The following is a 15,023-nucleotide window of genomic DNA, read 5'->3' on the forward strand; positions in this document are numbered from 1 at the left end:
GAATGATTCAGGATATCATCTTGTGGCGATTTCGGTGGCTCCGCTTACAAGCTTTTACTCTTTAATTACGCCTCTGGCGCGCAGCAGTGCGGTTTTAAAATCTTCCTCATAGTCTTTCTGAATACCAGGAATAACAGCATCTTTAGCTGAGTCGCGCATTTTAAGGTGGTAGATCAGGATGTCGTCAGAAAGGTCTGCCAGTTCGCCATCAAAACCTGACTCTTTGGCCAGTTTCTGTAAAAATTGCATCAGATTCAGCTCTGGCTCTTTCTGCCATGCCGGCTGGAGGAGTTCAATGACTTCATTTAGACGTTTACATTTCATGGTAGTGCTCCTTTCATTTAGAGAGACACGTTAGCAGGGTCAATCCCACAATAAAAGAGGCGATATTCGTGAATCAACGCCAGGAAATCATCGGCGTTGTTCTGGCCGGTGGCAGAGCAACGCGAATGGGCGGAAAAGATAAGGGGCTTCAGCTCCTGAACGACAAACCGTTATGGCAGCATGTTGCTGATACGCTGGCAGATCGGGTCTCGTCGATGGCAATCAGCGCTAACCGGCATCTCGACATCTACCAGCGCAGTGGATATCCGGTTTATCAGGATAACCAGCTCAATTACCCCGGTCCGCTGGCGGGAATGCTTTCCGTTCTGCAGCAGTCGCGGGGCGAGTGGTTTCTCTTTTGTTCGTGCGATACGCCCTGTATCCCGTCTTGTCTGGTTGAACGTCTGGTGCAGCGGCGCGGTGATGCTCCCGTCGTATGGGTACACGACGGCGAGCGCGATCATCCAACTATCGCGTTAATGAACCGCTCGTTAACGGCTGCGCTGGAAGCTTACCTGGCCGCAGGAGAACGGCGGGTAATGGTATTTATGCGCCAGGCCGGTGGGCATTCCGTTGATTTCAGCGACATGAAATCTGCGTTTGTGAACGTGAACACCACGGAAGATTTGCAGATGATGCAGGAGAAGAAATGATACCCGTTTTAGCGATCTCAGCGTGGAGTGGTACCGGAAAAACCACGCTGCTAAAAAAACTGATACCAGCACTTTGCGCCAAAGGCATTCGTCCCGGATTGATTAAGCACACGCACCATAACATGGATGTCGATAAGCCGGGGAAAGATAGCTATGAGCTACGCAAGGCTGGCGCTGCGCAAACGATGGTGGCGAGTAATCAGCGCTGGGCATTGATGACAGAAACCCCGGATGAAGCGCCGCTGGATCTCGCTTATCTGGTGAGTCGAATGGATCATTCCAGGCTGGATCTGGTGCTGGTTGAGGGGTTTAAGCATGAGGCCGTGCCTAAGATCCTGCTGTTCAGAAGCGGTGCCGGACATGATGTCAGCGAATTAACGCTTGATGAGCACGTGATTGCAGTGGCGAGTGATGTTGCTTTGCCTCTGGAAGTACCGGTTCTGGATTTAAATAATGTGGATGAGATTGCGGAGTTTATTGTGAGGTGGGGTGCGGTCTGAGGCCCGCTTTAACAGGGGAGGAGGAAAACCCCAAAACGCAAAAAGGCCATCCTTCCGGATGGCCTCTTCACTTATTTGAAGCCTGGCAGTTCCCTACTCTCACATGGGGAGACCCCACACTACCATCGGCGCTACGGCGTTTCACTTCTGAGTTCGGCATGGGGTCAGGTGGGACCACCGCGCTAAAGCCGCCAGGCAAATTCTGTTAATCTGTATCAGGCTGAAAATCTGTCTCTTCGCCAAAACATCTTCGGCGTTGTAAGGTTAAGCCTCACGGTTCATTAGTATCGGTTAGCTCAACGCATCGCTGCGCTTACACACCCGACCTATCAACGTCGTCGTCTTCAACGTTCCTTCAGGACTCTCAAGGAGTCAGGGAGAACTCATCTCGGGGCAAGTTTCGTGCTTAGATGCTTTCAGCACTTATCTCTTCCGCATTTAGCTACCGGGCAGTGCCATTGGCATGACAACCCGAACACCAGTGATGCGTCCACTCCGGTCCTCTCGTACTAGGAGCAGCCCCCCTCAATTCTCCAGCGCCCACGGCAGATAGGGACCGAACTGTCTCACGACGTTCTAAACCCAGCTCGCGTACCACTTTAAATGGCGAACAGCCATACCCTTGGGACCTACTTCAGCCCCAGGATGTGATGAGCCGACATCGAGGTGCCAAACACCGCCGTCGATATGAACTCTTGGGCGGTATCAGCCTGTTATCCCCGGAGTACCTTTTATCCGTTGAGCGATGGCCCTTCCATTCAGAACCACCGGATCACTATGACCTGCTTTCGCACCTGCTCGCGCCGTCACGCTCGCAGTCAAGCTGGCTTATGCCATTGCACTAACCTCCTGATGTCCGACCAGGATTAGCCAACCTTCGTGCTCCTCCGTTACTCTTTGGGAGGAGACCGCCCCAGTCAAACTACCCACCAGACACTGTCCGCAACCCGGATTACGGGTCTACGTTAGAACACCAGCCATTAAAGGGTGGTATTTCAAGGGCGGCTCCACGCAGACTGGCGTCCACGCTTCAAAGCCTCCCACCTATCCTACACATCAAGGACCAGTGTTCAGTGTCAAGCTATAGTAAAGGTTCACGGGGTCTTTCCGTCTTGCCGCGGGTACACTGCATCTTCACAGCGAGTTCAATTTCACTGAGTCTCGGGTGGAGACAGCCTGGCCATCATTACGCCATTCGTGCAGGTCGGAACTTACCCGACAAGGAATTTCGCTACCTTAGGACCGTTATAGTTACGGCCGCCGTTTACCGGGGCTTCGATCAAGAGCTTCGCGTTGCCGCTAACCCCATCAATTAACCTTCCGGCACCGGGCAGGCGTCACACCGTATACGTCCACTTTCGTGTTTGCACAGTGCTGTGTTTTTAATAAACAGTTGCAGCCAGCTGGTATCTTCGACTGATTTCAGCTCCACCCGCAGGGGCTTCACCTACATATCAGCGTGCCTTCTCCCGAAGTTACGGCACCATTTTGCCTAGTTCCTTCACCCGAGTTCTCTCAAGCGCCTTGGTATTCTCTACCTGACCACCTGTGTCGGTTTGGGGTACGATTTCGTGTTACCTGATGCTTAGAGGCTTTTCCTGGAAGCAGGGCATTTGTTACTTCAGCACCGTAGTGCCTCGTCATCACACCTCAGCGTTAAAAAGGTACCGGATTTACCTGGAACCTCCGCCTACATGCTTAAACCGGGACAACCGTCGCCCGGCTAACATAGCCTTCTCCGTCCCCCCTTCGCAGTAACACCAAGTACAGGAATATTAACCTGTTTCCCATCGACTACGCCTTTCGGCCTCGCCTTAGGGGTCGACTCACCCTGCCCCGATTAACGTTGGACAGGAACCCTTGGTCTTCCGGCGAGCGGGCTTTTCACCCGCTTTATCGTTACTTATGTCAGCATTCGCACTTCTGATACCTCCAGCACCCCTCACAGGACACCTTCAACGGCTTACAGAACGCTCCCCTACCCAACAACGCCTAAGCGTCGCTGCCGCAGCTTCGGTGCATGGTTTAGCCCCGTTACATCTTCCGCGCAGGCCGACTCGACCAGTGAGCTATTACGCTTTCTTTAAATGATGGCTGCTTCTAAGCCAACATCCTGGCTGTCTGTGCCTTCCCACATCGTTTCCCACTTAACCATGACTTTGGGACCTTAGCTGGCGGTCTGGGTTGTTTCCCTCTTCACGACGGACGTTAGCACCCGCCGTGTGTCTCCCGTGATAACATTCTTCGGTATTCGTAGTTTGCATCGGGTTGGTAAGCCGGGATGGCCCCCTAGCCGAAACAGTGCTCTACCCCCGAAGATGAGTTCACGAGGCGCTACCTAAATAGCTTTCGGGGAGAACCAGCTATCTCCCGGTTTGATTGGCCTTTCACCCCCAGCCACAGGTCATCCGCTAATTTTTCAACATTAGTCGGTTCGGTCCTCCAGTTAGTGTTACCCAACCTTCAACCTGCCCATGGCTAGATCACCGGGTTTCGGGTCTATACCCTGCAACTTAACGCCCAGTTAAGACTCGGTTTCCCTTCGGCTCCCCTATACGGTTAACCTTGCTACAGAATATAAGTCGCTGACCCATTATACAAAAGGTACGCAGTCACCCCATAAAGAGGCTCCCACTGCTTGTACGTACACGGTTTCAGGTTCTTTTTCACTCCCCTCGCCGGGGTTCTTTTCGCCTTTCCCTCACGGTACTGGTTCACTATCGGTCAGTCAGGAGTATTTAGCCTTGGAGGATGGTCCCCCCATATTCAGACAGGATACCACGTGTCCCGCCCTACTCTTCGAGTTCACAGCATGTGTGCTTTCGTGTACGGGACTATCACCCTGTACCGTCGGACTTTCCAGACCGTTCCACTAACACACAAGCTGATTCAGACTCCGGGCTGCTCCCCGTTCGCTCGCCGCTACTGGGGGAATCTCGGTTGATTTCTTTTCCTCGGGGTACTTAGATGTTTCAGTTCCCCCGGTTCGCCTCGTTAGCCTATGTATTCAGCTAACGATAGTGCAACGGATTGCACTGGGTTTCCCCATTCGGACATCGCCGGGTCAAGGGTTCATATCACCTCGCCGGCGCTTTTCGCAGATTAGCACGTCCTTCATCGCCTCTGACTGCCAGGGCATCCACCGTGTACGCTTAGTCGCTTAACCTCACAACCCGAAGATGTTTCACTTCATGATTGCGAAAATTTGAGAGACTCGAACACACATGAGCTGTGTGTCGTTTCAATTTTCAGCTTGATCCAGATTTTTAAAGAGCAAATATCTCAAACGTGACTCGCAAGTCAGTTTTGAGATATGACGGCAGGTGACTTTCACTCACGAACCAGCAAGTGGCGTCCCCTAGGGGATTCGAACCCCTGTTACCGCCGTGAAAGGGCGGTGTCCTGGGCCTCTAGACGAAGGGGACACTGAAGTCTCAATCGCAAGACGCCTTGCTATTTACTTTTCATCAGACAATCTGTGTGAGCACTGCAAAGGCAGGTTCTTTAAGGTAAGGAGGTGATCCAACCGCAGGTTCCCCTACGGTTACCTTGTTACGACTTCACCCCAGTCATGAATCACAAAGTGGTAAGCGCCCTCCCGAAGGTTAAGCTACCTACTTCTTTTGCAACCCACTCCCATGGTGTGACGGGCGGTGTGTACAAGGCCCGGGAACGTATTCACCGTAGCATTCTGATCTACGATTACTAGCGATTCCGACTTCATGGAGTCGAGTTGCAGACTCCAATCCGGACTACGACGCACTTTATGAGGTCCGCTTGCTCTCGCGAGGTCGCTTCTCTTTGTATGCGCCATTGTAGCACGTGTGTAGCCCTACTCGTAAGGGCCATGATGACTTGACGTCATCCCCACCTTCCTCCAGTTTATCACTGGCAGTCTCCTTTGAGTTCCCGGCCTAACCGCTGGCAACAAAGGATAAGGGTTGCGCTCGTTGCGGGACTTAACCCAACATTTCACAACACGAGCTGACGACAGCCATGCAGCACCTGTCTCAGAGTTCCCGAAGGCACCAAAGCATCTCTGCTAAGTTCTCTGGATGTCAAGAGTAGGTAAGGTTCTTCGCGTTGCATCGAATTAAACCACATGCTCCACCGCTTGTGCGGGCCCCCGTCAATTCATTTGAGTTTTAACCTTGCGGCCGTACTCCCCAGGCGGTCGACTTAACGCGTTAGCTCCGGAAGCCACGCCTCAAGGGCACAACCTCCAAGTCGACATCGTTTACGGCGTGGACTACCAGGGTATCTAATCCTGTTTGCTCCCCACGCTTTCGCACCTGAGCGTCAGTCTTTGTCCAGGGGGCCGCCTTCGCCACCGGTATTCCTCCAGATCTCTACGCATTTCACCGCTACACCTGGAATTCTACCCCCCTCTACAAGACTCTAGCCTGCCAGTTTCGAATGCAGTTCCCAGGTTGAGCCCGGGGATTTCACATCCGACTTGACAGACCGCCTGCGTGCGCTTTACGCCCAGTAATTCCGATTAACGCTTGCACCCTCCGTATTACCGCGGCTGCTGGCACGGAGTTAGCCGGTGCTTCTTCTGCGGGTAACGTCAATCGGTAAGGTTATTAACCTTACCGCCTTCCTCCCCGCTGAAAGTGCTTTACAACCCGAAGGCCTTCTTCACACACGCGGCATGGCTGCATCAGGCTTGCGCCCATTGTGCAATATTCCCCACTGCTGCCTCCCGTAGGAGTCTGGACCGTGTCTCAGTTCCAGTGTGGCTGGTCATCCTCTCAGACCAGCTAGGGATCGTCGCCTAGGTGAGCCGTTACCCCACCTACTAGCTAATCCCATCTGGGCACATCCGATGGCAAGAGGCCCGAAGGTCCCCCTCTTTGGTCTTGCGACGTTATGCGGTATTAGCTACCGTTTCCAGTAGTTATCCCCCTCCATCAGGCAGTTTCCCAGACATTACTCACCCGTCCGCCACTCGTCAGCGAAGCAGCAAGCTGCTTCCTGTTACCGTTCGACTTGCATGTGTTAGGCCTGCCGCCAGCGTTCAATCTGAGCCATGATCAAACTCTTCAATTTAAGTTTGATGCTCGTGAATTAAACTTCGTAATGAATTACGTATGTTCACTCAGAGACTTGGTATTCATTTTTCGTCTTGCGACGTTAAGAATCCATGTCACTTTGAGTGCCCACACAGATTGTCTGATAAATTGTTAAAGAGCAGTGCCGCTTCGTTTTTCGCTGCGGCGCGGGGTGTGCATATTACGCTTTCCCGCTTCAGAGTCAAGCGATTATTTCGCTTTTCTCTGCTGACCCGGCGGCTTGCGTGCCGTTGTTCCGTGTCAGTGGAGGCGCATTATAGGGAGTTCTTCCGAAGTGACAAGAGGAAATTTGAAAAAAGTTTCTGACCGTGTTTTTTTTCACCAAAAGCGGTGAGAACAAGCTACAAATTGTTCTATTTGATGTATCTGCAACCACAATCACACCTGAGGTGGCATAATTAGCGGCAAGAATAGTTAAGGAATAAAAGCGATGCCATTAAGCGCACAACAGCTGGCAGCCCAAAAAAACCTGTCGTACGTGCTGGCAGAGAAGCTGGCTCAGCTGATCCTGGCAGGTGTATATGCCCCAGGCAGCATCCTGCCCAGCGAGATGGAACTGGGCGATCGGTTTGGCGTGAGCCGTACCGCCGTTCGCGAAGCGGTGAAAACATTATCGGCGAAAGGGATGGTGTTACCACGTCCGCGCATTGGCACCCGCGTTATGCCACAGGGGAACTGGAACTTTCTCGATCAGGAGTTACTCACCTGGTGGATGACCGAAGATAATTTTAACCAGGTCGTCGACCACTTTCTGGTCATGCGCAGCAGTCTTGAACCGCAGGCCTGCCTGCTTGCCGCCACGCTCGGCACCGCAGAGCAAAAAGCGCAGCTCAATACCTTAATGGAAGAGATGGTGTTCCTGAAAAAGCACTTTAACCGCGAACGCTGGGTCGAGGTCGATATGGCCTGGCACGAGCATATCTATAATATGAGCGCGAATCCGTTTCTGACGTCTTTTGCTTCTTTATTCCATTCGGTGTACCACACTTACTTTACCTCTATTACGCAGGATGAGGTGGTGAAGCTGGATCTGCATCAGGCGATTGTCGATGCTATTCAGGAGAGCGACGGGCAGCGAGCCCTGAGTGCGTGCCAGGCATTGCTGGCCGCGCCAACCCACCAGCAGGTAAATAAATGACAGAGAAAAAAGCGCGCAGTATGGCCGGATTGCCGTGGATTGCAGCCATGGCGTTCTTTATGCAGGCACTGGATGCCACTATCCTCAATACCGCACTTCCCGCAATAGCACAGAGCCTTAACCGTTCTCCGCTGGCGATGCAGTCAGCCATCATCAGTTACACCCTGACGGTGGCGATGCTTATTCCGGTTAGCGGCTGGCTGGCCGATCGATTCGGTACCCGAAAAGTTTTTATGGTGGCGGTCACGCTCTTTACGCTTGGCTCGCTGGCCTGCGCCCTCTCCACCTCCCTGACGGAGCTGGTTATCTTCCGCGTGCTGCAGGGTATTGGCGGCGCGATGATGATGCCCGTCGCTCGCCTGGCGTTATTGCGCGCCTATCCGCGCAGCGAACTGCTTCCGGTACTCAACTTTGTAACCATGCCGGGGCTGGTCGGTCCGATACTTGGTCCGGTACTCGGCGGGGTACTGGTTACCTGGGCAAGCTGGCACTGGATTTTCCTGATTAATATTCCGATTGGCGTGGCCGGGCTGATTTACGCCCGCAAATACATGCCGAACTTCACCACGCCTCGACGCAGCTTCGATATGGGCGGCTTTTTCCTGTTTGGCCTGAGCCTGGTGCTCTTCTCCAGCGGGATGGAGTTGTTCGGCGAGAAAATCGTGGAAACGTGGCTGGCGCTTGCCGTTATCCTCAGCGGTATTCTGCTGTTCCTTCTCTATATACGTCACGCGCGCCGCCACCCGACGCCGCTTATCTCTTTATCCCTTTTTAATACCCGAACATTTTCCGTCGGGATCGCGGGCAATATTGCCTCACGTCTGGGCACGGGCTGCGTACCCTTCCTGATGCCGCTGATGTTGCAGGTCGGTTTTGGCTACCCGGCGCTGATCGCGGGCTGCATGATGGCGCCCACGGCAATGGGATCGATTCTGGCGAAATCCACGGTTACGCAGGTGCTGCGCTGGTTCGGCTATCGTAAGACGCTGGTTGGCGTAACGGTATTCATTGGATTGATGATTGCGCAGTTCTCGCTGCAGTCTGCGGCGTTACCCATCTGGATGCTGATCCTGCCGCTGTTTGTGCTGGGGATGGCGATGTCGACGCAGTTCACGTCGATGAATACGATAACCCTGGCGGACCTTACCGACGAGAACGCCAGCAGCGGCAACAGCGTACTGGCGGTGACCCAACAGCTGTCGATCAGCCTCGGGGTCGCCGTGAGCGCCGCGGTCCTGCGGTTTTATGAAGGGTTTGACGGTACCAATACCGTGGAGCAGTTCCACTATACCTTTATCACCATGGGCGCGCTTACGGTGGTGTCGGCGCTGGTCTTCATGCTGTTAAAACCGAAAGATGGCCAGAACCTGATTAAAGAGCGTCACAAGGAAAAGGCTAAACCGAACCGCGTTCCATCAGAACAGGAGTAAGCTGCAGCCGTTGCTGTTGCAGCGTGGGCTGCGCCATGCGGTGGATCAACACATCGATGGCCAGCTCACCCAGTTCATCCTTAGGCTGATGAATCGTCGTCAGCGGCGGCGTCATGTAGCGCGCCAGTTCGATATCATCGTAACCAATAATCGCCATATCTTCCGGAACGCGTAATCCGGCCTGATACAGCGCCTGATACGCGCCAAACGCCATCGCGTCGTTACCGATAAATACCGCCTGCGGGCGAATCTCCTGCGCCAGCAGTTTCTGCATCGCCTCGAATCCGCCGTTAAATTCAAAATCGCCGGTGATCTGATAACCATCAGGAACGGTAAGCCCCGCACGCTGCATTGCAGAGAGATAGCCTTCCAGCCGCAGGCGCGCCGGGGTTTTATCCAGCGGGCCGGTAATGCAGGCAATGCGGGTATGACCTTTATCGATCAGATGCTGCGTCGCCATATCGCCGCCCAGCAGCGAGTTATCCTGAATCAGATCGCTGGTACCGTCGAACGGCGCCCAGTCCATCATCACCGTGGGAATAGAAGGGTAGCGCTGGATGATCTCCTTCGAAGGTTGATGCGTTTCGGTACAGAGCAACAGCAGCCCGTCGACGCGTTTTTGCATCAGCGTCTCCAGATTGCGGTTCATGCGCTGCTCGTCCCCTTCGGTATTGCACAGCACCAGGCTGTAGCCGCGCTCAAAGCAGCTGCGCTCCACGCCGCGCACCAGCTCAGAATAAAAGGGGTTGGTACTGGCCGTGATCAGCATGCCGATGGTGCGCGTCTGGTTGAGCTTCAGGCTGCGCGCCAGCGCCGACGGCGCATAGTTGAGTTCTTTTATTGCAGCGTCAACTTTCTCCCGAATCGCCTCGCTGACGAAGCGATCTTTATTGATAACGTGGGAAACAGTCGAGGTAGAAACACCCGCCATACGGGCGACATCTTTCATTGTGGCCAAGCGTTACCCCTGCTGACTTAAGAATTCATCGATCTCTTTACGCCACGGCACGGAAGGCTGAGCGCCTTTACGCGTCACCGCAATCGCGGCGGCGGCATGCGCAAAGCGGATCGCGTCGTCCATCGCTTTCCCTTCCAGCAGCGCCGTCACCAGCGCACCGTTAAAGGTATCTCCAGCGGCGATGGTATCGATGGCTTTCACCTTGAAGCCCGGTACGCGACGGCCTTCACCGTTGACGCTTGCCCACACGCCGCGGCTACCGAGGGTGATAATCACGGTGCCGATGCCTTTGTCGTGCAGCGCTTTTGCTGCACGCGCTGCGTCGTCATCAGTTTCCACGCGGATCCCCGTCAGCTTTTCCGCTTCGGTTTCATTCGGGGTGATGATATCCACCAGCGCCAGCAGTTCATCTGATAATACACGGGCAGGCGCAGGGTTCAGTACGACAGAGGTATGATTTTCCTGGGCTATTTTCGCGGCGGCGAGCACGCTTTCAACCGGCGACTCCAGCTGCATCAGCAGGGCTGCCGCTCCGGCGATGATTTCACGCTGCGCTTCGACGCGTTCTGTCGTTAACGCAGCATTGGCTCCCGCATGAATACCGATGACATTCTCACCTTCCGCGTTGACGAAAATCAGCGCCACGCCGGTAGATTCCCCTTCAACCACGCTGACTGGCGCAATATCGATATTGTCGCTGGCCAGCTGTTTGCGAACGCGCTCGCCGGTATCGTCATCGCCCGTGCAGGCGATAAACGCGATACTCGCCCCGCTGCGCCCGGCCGCTACCGCCTGGTTTGCGCCCTTTCCGCCGAACGCCACCTGGTACTGATTGCCGGTGACGGTTTCGCCCGGCGTGGGGAACGTTTCAAGGTTGAGAATGTGATCGGCATTGATACTGCCAAGGACGACGAGGTTGCCTGCGGTTTTCATGTATGAGCTGTCCATCTGAGAGCGCCACCGGTATTACCCGGTGGCGTATGCCACACTTTTCTTTTATTTGGTGTCCCTCAGGCAGCCAGCGACTGCCTGAATCGCCTTTTACTGCTTAATGACCAGCTTCAGGTCAACCGGGTATTTGGCCTGAACTTTTTCGCCCTTCAGCACTTTATCGGCAGTTTGCACGCCAGTTGCGCCAATCTGCTCAGGCAGCTGAGCGATGGTCGCAGCCAGTTTGCCATCATTTACTGCTTTTTCACCATCCGGAGTGCCGTCAAATCCGACAACCATCACATCAGTTTTACCCGCAGTCTGAAGCGCACGCAGCGCGCCCAGCGCCATTTCGTCGTTCTGAGCGAACACGGCCTTCACGTCAGGATGCGCGGTCAGCAGGTTCTGCATAACGTTCAGACCTTTAGTACGGTCGAAGTCTGCCGGCTGGCTCGCCAGCACGTTAAATTTGTGCGCAGCAACGGCCTGCTGGAAGCCTTCACCACGCTCACGCGCAGCGGACGTACCGGCAATGCCCTGTAGTTCGATAACTTTCGCGCCTTCTCCGGCTTTCTTCGCAATGTAATCACCGGCGATTTTACCGCCCAGTACGTTATCAGACGCGATGTGGCTGACAACTTCACCTTTCGTTGCCTGACGGTCCAGGGTGATGACCGGGATCTTCGCCTGGTTTGCCATCTTCACGGCGTTACCTACCGCGTCGGAATCGGTTGGGTTGATCAGCAGGATTTTGGTACCACGAACGGTTAAGTCCTGAACGTTCGCCAGCTCTTTTGCCGGGTTGTTCTGAGAGTCCAGCACCACCAGGTTGTAGCCCAGTTTGTCCGCTTCTTTCTGCGCGCCGTCCTTCAGGGAGACGAAGAACGGGTTGTTCAGGGTTGAGACAACCAGCGCGATGGTATCTTTCGCCATGGCGTTAGCACTTACGGTTGCGCTCAGCGCGACAGCAGAAACCAGGGTAGCCAGTTTTTTCATGTTCATATCTAAGATGTCCTGTAGTGTCGTCAGTTACTGTTTTTTGTTGTCTACCAGTACCGCCAGCAAAATCACCACTGCCTTAACGATCATCTGGTAATAGGAGGAAACACCTAACAAATTCAAACCATTATTCAGGAAACCGAGGATCAGTGCGCCGATCAATGTCCCAACAATGCGACCTTTACCGCCAGCAAGGCTGGTACCGCCCAGAACCACTGCCGCGATGGCATCCAGCTCATACCCCGTACCCGCCGTTGGCTGCGCAGAAGAGAGGCGCGCCACTTCGATGATGCCCGCCAGAGACGCCAGCAGGCCGCACAGGGAGTAAACGATAATTTTGACTTTATTAACGCTGATGCCGGACAGACGCGTTGCCGCTTCGTTACCGCCCAGCGCATAGATATAACGGCCCAGACGGGTATGGTGCAGCATGTACCACGCCGCCAGGAAGACGATAGCCATAATCCAGACCGGCGTCGGGATACCCAGCGGACGGCCGATACCGAACCAGCCAAACAGATCGGCGTTTTCGGTAAAGCCGGTATTCACCGGGCTACCGTTGGTGTACACCATGGTGACGCCGCGCAGCAGCAGCATCATCACCAGCGTGGCAATAAACGCCTGCACGCGGCCTTTTGCCACAATTACGCCGGTTACCGCGCCAATCGCCGCGCCAGCCGCCAGCGCAGCGGCAACGGCCACCAGCGCGTTGACTTCAATACCGACAATCGACGCGGCAATCGCACCGGTGAGCGCCAGCAGGGAACCGACGGACAGATCGATACCCGAAGTCAGAATCACCAGCGTCATCCCGACCGCCATAATGGCGTTTACGGAAGTCTGCTGAAGAATGTTGAACAGGTTATTAACGGTAAAAAAGTTCGGGCTCATGGTCGATACAATCGCGATCAGCACCAGCAGGGCAATCAGCGATTTTTGCTCCATCAGCCATGCCTTTGTGAAATAGCGGCGACCAGAAACAGCCTGGGTAGTCATCTTCTTACTCCTGATTCACGCGATTAAGCTTGCCCACAGCGGCAGCCATCAGAACTTCCTGGGTGGCCTGCTCGCGAGTGAATTCACCGCCGAGATGCCCTTCATGCATGACGATAATGCGATCGCTCATGCCTAATACTTCTGGCATCTCGGAAGAGACCAGAATGATGCTCAGACCGTCGGCCTTAAACTGGTTAATCAGCTGATAAATCTCTTTTTTGGCGCCCACGTCTACGCCACGGGTTGGTTCATCGAGGATCAGCACTTTCGGGCGCGTCATCAGCCCGCGGGCAATCGCCACTTTCTGCTGATTACCGCCGGACAACAGGCCAATCGCCTGCTCCATCGACGGCGTTTTAACATTAAAGAGACGGATAAAATCGCTGACCGCCTGCTGTTCATCTTTGTGCTTCAGGCTGCCGCCGCTGCGGCTGAAATAGCGCAGCGCGGTGAGTGACATGTTCTCTTTCACCGACATGCCCAGCACCAGGCCGTCGCGCTTACGGTCTTCGGAGATATAGACAATGCCGTTCGCCAGGCCATCCTGCGGCGAGCGGGTGACCACCTCGTGGCCGTCAAGAGTGACGTAACCGCTGGTGCGCGGCAGTGCGCCGTAGAGCACTTTCATAAGCTCGGTGCGCCCCGCGCCCATCAGGCCTGCGACGCCGAGGATCTCGCCCTGGCGCAGGGTAAAGGTCACGTCGTTTACGCCCGGCCCGCAGAGGTTATCCACCTTCAGGCGGATTTCGCCCGGCGCTTTGTCCAGACGCGGATACTGATCTTCCAGCTTGCGTCCCACCATCATTTCGATAAGCGAATCTTCCGTCAGCGTCGCCACTTCGCGCTCGGCGATAAACTGGCCATCGCGAAAAACGGTGACGTCGTCGCAGATCTCGAAGATCTCTTTCATGCGGTGAGAGATATATACTATGCCGCGGCCCTGCGATTTCAGCTCGCGGATAACGCGGAACAGGGATTCGGTTTCCGTATCGGTCAGGGCGTCGGTCGGTTCATCCATAATGATGACCTTCGACTCAAAGCTCAGCACCTTGGCGATTTCCACCATCTGCTGATCGCCGATGGAGAGGTCCCCCACCAGCCGGTCGCTCTTAAAGCGCAGGTTCAGCTTCGCCAGCAGTTTGTCCGCTTCGGCGTACATGGTTTTCCAGTCGATTTTTCCGAACCGGTTCACGAACTCGCGGCCCAGGAAGATGTTCTCCGCAATGGTGAGCTGCGGGATCAGGTTTAGCTCCTGGTGGATGATGCCGATACCCGCTTCCTGCGAGGATTTCGGCCCGTTGAAGGTGGTCTCTTTACCCAGCCAGACGAGTGAACCGGCATCGCGCTGATAGATCCCGGTCAGCACTTTCATCATGGTGGATTTGCCGGCGCCGTTCTCGCCCACCAGCGCCATCACGCGTCCGGAATAAACGTTCAGCGCCGCGCCGGAGAGGGCTTTTACGCCCGGGAACGATTTATCGATCCCTTTGAGTTGCAGTAATGCGTCCATGATGGCCTCAGAAGGTGACGCCAGCACAGAGAATGATATTCGCATACGGGGAACACTCCCCGCTGCGAATCACCGCCTGACTGTCTGCGGTTTGTTGTTTGAACTGCTCGTGCGTTGTGTAACGAATTTCTATGGTGTTTCCCTGGTGCTGTTGCAGTTGCTCAATAAACGTGAGCAACGTTTCGTGGAGTTGCGGATTATGTTGTTTGATTTCCGCGGCGAGAATGGCCGTCTCAACCTGCATCTCCGCGGTCACTACTTCCAGTACCTGCATAAACGAGGGTACGCCCTGCGTTAACGCCATATCGATACGGGTTGTGCTGCGCGGAACCGGTAAGCCTGCATCGCAAACCACCAGCGTATCGGTATGCCCAAGGCGGGAAATAACCGATGAGATTTCTGAGTTGAGTACTGTGCCTTTCTTCATTTTTTGCTCCACTAGCGAAACGTTTCGCTAAAAACAGTGTAGCCGCAAGAGTGTTCAGAAAACCATCATGACGTAACGGATTT

The 15,023-nt window shown here is 54.6% G+C and carries 11 protein-coding genes, 1 tRNA gene and 3 rRNA genes; 4 read left to right on the forward strand and 11 right to left on the reverse strand.

Going from position 1 to position 15,023, the window contains the following annotated elements; genetic code table 11:
• Positions 1–54 precede the first annotated feature (54 nt).
• A complete protein-coding gene (locus tag MOQ06_RS17885; RefSeq protein WP_003861904.1) occupies positions 55–324 on the reverse strand; it encodes a YihD family protein in 270 nt (89 codons plus the stop codon).
• A 68-nt stretch (positions 325–392) separates the two neighbouring features.
• On the opposite strand from MOQ06_RS17885, the gene mobA reads away from it, so the two are divergent.
• Both mobA and mobB read left to right on the forward strand, forming a co-directional pair.
• Positions 393–977 carry a molybdenum cofactor guanylyltransferase MobA gene (mobA, locus tag MOQ06_RS17890; RefSeq protein ID WP_242174244.1) on the forward strand — a complete coding sequence of 195 codons (585 nt, stop codon included), beginning with the start codon at positions 393–395 and terminating at the stop codon, positions 975–977.
• Positions 974–1,477: a molybdopterin-guanine dinucleotide biosynthesis protein MobB gene (mobB, locus tag MOQ06_RS17895; RefSeq protein ID WP_242174246.1), complete on the forward strand. Its 504-nt coding sequence runs from the start codon at positions 974–976 to the stop codon at positions 1,475–1,477. The genes mobA and mobB overlap by 4 nt, the downstream gene beginning before the upstream one ends.
• An 80-nt stretch (positions 1,478–1,557) precedes the next feature.
• Here the strand turns inward: mobB and rrf are convergent.
• From rrf to MOQ06_RS17915, 4 genes are all read right to left on the reverse strand, one after another.
• A 5S ribosomal RNA gene (gene rrf, locus MOQ06_RS17900) occupies positions 1,558–1,673 on the reverse strand.
• A 64-nt stretch (positions 1,674–1,737) separates the two neighbouring features.
• Positions 1,738–4,643: ribosomal RNA gene (locus MOQ06_RS17905) — 23S ribosomal RNA — on the reverse strand.
• Positions 4,644–4,826: 183 nt separating this feature from the next.
• Positions 4,827–4,902 (reverse strand) — tRNA-Glu (locus MOQ06_RS17910).
• An 85-nt stretch (positions 4,903–4,987) separates the two neighbouring features.
• A 16S ribosomal RNA gene (locus MOQ06_RS17915) occupies positions 4,988–6,529 on the reverse strand.
• The 16S, 23S and 5S rRNA genes sit together here with 1 tRNA gene alongside, the layout of an rRNA operon.
• A 453-nt stretch (positions 6,530–6,982) precedes the next feature.
• Between MOQ06_RS17915 and MOQ06_RS17920 the strand changes: the two genes are divergently transcribed.
• Together MOQ06_RS17920 and mdtD are read left to right on the forward strand one after the other, a co-directional pair.
• The gene (locus tag MOQ06_RS17920; protein ID WP_148420334.1) at positions 6,983–7,690 is read left to right on the forward strand and encodes a FadR/GntR family transcriptional regulator; all 708 of its coding nucleotides are present in this window, start codon (positions 6,983–6,985) and stop codon (positions 7,688–7,690) included.
• A complete protein-coding gene (mdtD, locus tag MOQ06_RS17925; protein WP_148420335.1) occupies positions 7,687–9,120 on the forward strand; it encodes a multidrug transporter subunit MdtD in 1,434 nt (477 codons plus the stop codon). Before MOQ06_RS17920 ends, mdtD begins: the two co-directional genes overlap by 4 nt.
• Here the strand turns inward: mdtD and rbsR are convergent.
• The 6 genes from rbsR to rbsD all read right to left on the reverse strand — a co-directional run bounded on the left by rbsR (position 9,086) and on the right by rbsD (position 14,940).
• Positions 9,086–10,078 (reverse strand): ribose operon transcriptional repressor RbsR, encoded by a 993-nt coding sequence (gene rbsR, locus MOQ06_RS17930; protein WP_242174248.1) that lies wholly within the window; start codon positions 10,076–10,078, stop codon positions 9,086–9,088. The two genes, mdtD and rbsR, sit on opposite strands and share 35 nt — an antisense overlap.
• A 3-nt stretch (positions 10,079–10,081) precedes the next feature.
• Positions 10,082–11,011 (reverse strand): ribokinase, encoded by a 930-nt coding sequence (gene rbsK / locus MOQ06_RS17935; protein WP_242174451.1) that lies wholly within the window; start codon positions 11,009–11,011, stop codon positions 10,082–10,084.
• 108 nt (positions 11,012–11,119) lie between these two features.
• Positions 11,120–12,010 carry a ribose ABC transporter substrate-binding protein RbsB gene (gene rbsB, locus MOQ06_RS17940; RefSeq protein WP_148420337.1) on the reverse strand — a complete coding sequence of 297 codons (891 nt, stop codon included), beginning with the start codon at positions 12,008–12,010 and terminating at the stop codon, positions 11,120–11,122.
• Between the two features lie 27 nt (positions 12,011–12,037).
• Positions 12,038–13,003 (reverse strand): ribose ABC transporter permease, encoded by a 966-nt coding sequence (rbsC, locus tag MOQ06_RS17945; RefSeq protein WP_108368022.1) that lies wholly within the window; start codon positions 13,001–13,003, stop codon positions 12,038–12,040.
• Between the two features lie 4 nt (positions 13,004–13,007).
• On the reverse strand, positions 13,008–14,513 hold the full coding sequence (rbsA, locus tag MOQ06_RS17950; RefSeq protein ID WP_242174452.1) for a ribose ABC transporter ATP-binding protein RbsA: 1,506 nt from the start codon (positions 14,511–14,513) through the stop codon (positions 13,008–13,010).
• A gap of 7 nt (positions 14,514–14,520) precedes the next feature.
• Positions 14,521–14,940 (reverse strand): D-ribose pyranase, encoded by a 420-nt coding sequence (gene rbsD, locus MOQ06_RS17955; protein ID WP_193355461.1) that lies wholly within the window; start codon positions 14,938–14,940, stop codon positions 14,521–14,523.
• Positions 14,941–15,023 lie beyond the last annotated feature (83 nt).

Origin of the sequence: Enterobacter sp. I4 (genome assembly GCF_022669095.1) — a bacterium.
Taxonomy (GTDB): Bacteria; Pseudomonadota; Gammaproteobacteria; order Enterobacterales; family Enterobacteriaceae; genus Enterobacter; species Enterobacter pasteurii.